This window comes from Streptosporangium subroseum, from assembly GCF_900188345.1.
GTDB lineage: Bacteria > Actinomycetota > Actinomycetes > Streptosporangiales > Streptosporangiaceae > Streptosporangium > Streptosporangium subroseum.
The window spans coordinates 1-2,748 of sequence record NZ_FZOD01000148.1; the positions used below are offsets into that span (position 1 = coordinate 1).

Genomic DNA, 2,748 nt, shown 5'->3' on the forward strand with positions numbered 1-2,748 from the left:
TCGCTGGTCTGAGACCGCCGCCGGGCATGATCCAGGCCCTCCAGCGCGACCTGTATCTCACCGAGGAGCAGGCCCATACCCGGTTGCTCAACGAGATTCGCCTGACAGAGGTCGAGGCAAATCTCCGCAAGGAGCTCGGCGCTGAGTTCAGCGGCTCCTGGTTCTCCGGAGGCCTCGCACAGACCCTCGTGGTGGCCACCACCGATCGAGAAAATGTTTCCCGGATCACCGCTCAAGGTGCCCAGGCCGAGATCGTCAGCCGGTCACTGACGGAGCTCGAGGAGACCATTAGAGAGGTCGATAAGGCTCTGTCCACCGAGTCACAGGGAGGACTGGTGCGCTATATCGACGTACGGAGCAATACAGTTGTCGTCCTGTCCGACGCGCCTTCGACGACCAAGGACGTCATCATGGCCTCCGCAGCGAACAAGGTCGCGGTGCGGGTGGTGCCATCCGTCGAGCGACCCCGGCTCATGTTCGGCGCGGTGGGGGGACTAACGTACTACAACGGTCCGAAAACCCGCTGTTCGGTCGGTTTCTCCGTGACTAAGGGTACCAAGAAGGGATTCGTCACCGCCGGACACTGCGGCAAGGCGGGCGACATCGCGACCGACGCCATCGGAAATGTCCTAGGCACCTTTCAAGCGTCGACCGTCCCAGACAGCCCGCGCGGCAACTTCGCATGGGTCGCCATGAACGATAACTGGACCCCCGACCTGTCAGCCAACAACGGCGCGAGGGGGACGATGAGCGTGGCCGGCTCCCGGGAGGCCGTCGAGGGCGCGTCGGTCTGCCAGCCCAGCCCGACCACTGGCTGGCACTGCGGCACCATCTTGCAGCGCAAGACCAGCATCACCTATCCCCAAAAAACTCTCGTCGACCAGGTCCGGACCAGCGTGTGTGCCGAGTCCAGTGACTCAGGTGGCCCCTTCATCGCGGCAGACCAGGCGCAGGGGGTCGCCTCCGGCGGCTCCGGTGACTGCGTCTCAGGGGGCTTCACCTACTTCCAGCCGGTCAACGAGATCCTTACTACCTACGACCTGACCTTGGTAACCACCACCGGCACCGATAACCAGGACGACCAGGGCGACCTGCAGGCTCCTTGCACTGACCACCCGAAGGCTGCCACCGGCACACTGTCCAACGGTAGGTCCGTCTACCAGCCGAACAACCGCTCCTACCGGTCGACCACCGCCGGTGTCCACGCCGCCTGCTTGGACGCCAACGACGGCGTCGACTTCGACTTCGACCTCGACCTGCAAAAGTGGGACGGCCGCAGCTGGGCCACCGTGGCCACCTCCGACAGCCCGAACGCTGACGAGAAGATCAGCTATACCGGCACCGCCGGCGACTACCGCTACCGCGTGACCTCCTTCCTCGGCACCGGCCCTTACACCCTGAAGTACACAACGCCGTAGGTCCGGGAGCGTGGCGGGGGAAGATCAGGCTTCCCCTTAGCCGCCTACAGCTCCGCAGTCTTGCGCTGAGGATCATTCCGAAGCTGAGCTGGACGGGGAGGCGTTGCGGCCGGTTCGTAGTTCGCGGAGGTCGGGGATGTGGTTGTACAGCGTGCCCGCGCTCACCCCGAGCAGCTTGGCGATCGAGGTGACGGAGTGCTCGGGATTGGGCAGCAGATCCCGGGCGGCGCGCAGGATGTCGGGGGTGATGACGGTGGGCCGGCCGCCGACGCGGCCGCGGGCCCGGGCGGCTGCTAGGCCCTCGCGGGTGCCGGAGATGATGAGCTCGCGGATGAACTCCGCCAGCGCGGCGAAGACATGGAAGACCAGCCGGCCGCCCGGGGTGGTGGTGTCCAGGCTCTCATGCAGCGAGGTGAAGCCGATCTCGCGCCGGCGCAGCTCGGCCACCGTGGTGATCAGCTCCTGCAGGGAGCGCGACAGCCGGTCCAAGGACGGGACGACGAGGGTGTCGCCGGGTTGCATGAACTCCAGCGCCGCGGCGAGCTCGGCCCGCTCGGTGCCGGCGCCGGATTTCTTCTCGGCGAACACCCGCCGGCACCCGGCCGCCTTGAGCGCGTCGAGTTGCCGTTCCAGGTTTTGGCCGCCGGTGGAGACCCGGGCGTAGCCGATCTTGATGCCGGACGGGTCGGCTGGCTCGGCGGCGAGCAGTTCGGCGGCTTCCAGGGGCGCGGTCACCCCGGAATCCTCTCAGAAAACGGTGCTGGAGGGTTGTTGACGACCGGCGGTTTTTGAAGGGGTTTTTGAAGGGATTTCGGGGTCTCCGGAGGCCCTCTACCATGATCGTCAATAAACGATCGTTTATTGAAGATCATGGTTCGGCTATCGGCGCCCTTAAGTTACTCACGCGTCCGATGCGCCCATAAGTCGCTCTCATTTCTTGCGCGCCATCCGGAAAGTCGGCAGACCTGCTCACATCCGCCCACTTCTCGTCTTCAGCGGCGCGTGCCTTACTTGCTTCTTCGGCGATCGCGATCGCGTCCGAACCGAGCAGCAGGCGCAGGGGTGGATCGTCGGTGTCGGCGACATCTATGATGATCTTGGCTATGCGGACTGGGTCTCCTGGCTGACTGTCAGCGTAGGTGGCGAGGAACCGGTACATCGCGCCGACGGTCTGGTCGTAGTTCTCGCTGGCCTGTCCTGCGTTGAGGGAGGCAGCCAACCAGTCGGTGCGCACCCCGCTGGGCTCGACCACCGTGACCTTGATGCCGTAGGGCTTCACCTCGTTGCTCAGAGACTCGGAAAAGCCTCCGACGGCGAATTTCGCAGTCTG

General features: G+C 65.0%; 3 protein-coding genes. 1 reads left to right on the forward strand and 2 read right to left on the reverse strand.

Going from position 1 to position 2,748, the window contains the following annotated elements:
* Positions 1-26 precede the first annotated feature (26 nt).
* Positions 27-1,418 carry a S1 family peptidase gene (locus CHC08_RS47660; RefSeq protein ID WP_089213944.1) on the forward strand — a complete coding sequence of 464 codons (1,392 nt, stop codon included), beginning with the start codon at positions 27-29 and terminating at the stop codon, positions 1,416-1,418.
* 72 nt (positions 1,419-1,490) lie between these two features.
* Here CHC08_RS47660 and CHC08_RS47665 read toward each other — a convergent pair whose 3' ends face one another.
* Both CHC08_RS47665 and CHC08_RS47670 read right to left on the reverse strand, forming a co-directional pair.
* Entirely contained in the window at positions 1,491-2,153 is a 663-nt protein-coding gene (locus tag CHC08_RS47665; protein WP_089213945.1) for a recombinase family protein, read from the reverse strand.
* 133 nt (positions 2,154-2,286) lie between these two features.
* On the reverse strand, positions 2,287-2,748 hold a 462-nt coding region (locus tag CHC08_RS47670; protein ID WP_143653722.1), incomplete at its 5' end, for an SDR family NAD(P)-dependent oxidoreductase.